This is a genomic window from Aeromonas sp. EERV15 (assembly GCF_900079845.1).
Lineage (GTDB): Bacteria > Pseudomonadota > Gammaproteobacteria > Enterobacterales > Aeromonadaceae > Aeromonas > Aeromonas sobria.
Genome location: NZ_FKKY02000083.1, coordinates 1 through 502 on the forward strand (window position 1 = coordinate 1; position 502 = coordinate 502).

Here is a 502-nt window from a genome sequence, read left to right on the forward strand (position 1 = left end):
GTGTGCAGCATCCCGTTGCACGCCGCGTACTCCACGTCACGGAGATCGACCTCCGTCCCGCGCAGGTGCTTCTGCAGGAAGGAGAACACCTCGCGCAGGCGCGCCGACACATCCCAGGGCCCCTGGATGTTGTCGACGCGGAACTTCTTCTCGTTGTTCTCGACGCGGATCGTCACCTCGTTCGCATCGCCGTTGCTCAGGACGATGACCTGAGCCACGTCACGCTGGACGTAGTTCAGCGCCGACAAGAACATCTCCCGGGGGCGCACCCGCTCCGGGTCGACGTACTTGTCGCGGATCATCTTGAGGGTCTCGTTCACGGCCTCCAGGCGGGTCAGGTCGTACGGCGCCTTCGCCGACGGGCCCGTGACCGCGAGCGCCGGCTCGAAGCCGCGCCATAGGCCGCCCGGACCGAACTGGAGCGCGAAGTACGTGGCCAGAGCGAAGGCCCCGAACAAGGCGAGGGCCTTTCCGAGACGCTCGAGCAGTCTGTGGGGCATAT

The 502-nt window shown here is 66.1% G+C and carries 1 protein-coding gene; it reads right to left on the bottom strand.

Annotated features, from left to right (window positions below):
* Positions 1 to 502: hypothetical protein (locus BN4575_RS22745; protein WP_218060793.1), on the bottom strand; the 502-nt coding region annotated here is incomplete at both ends.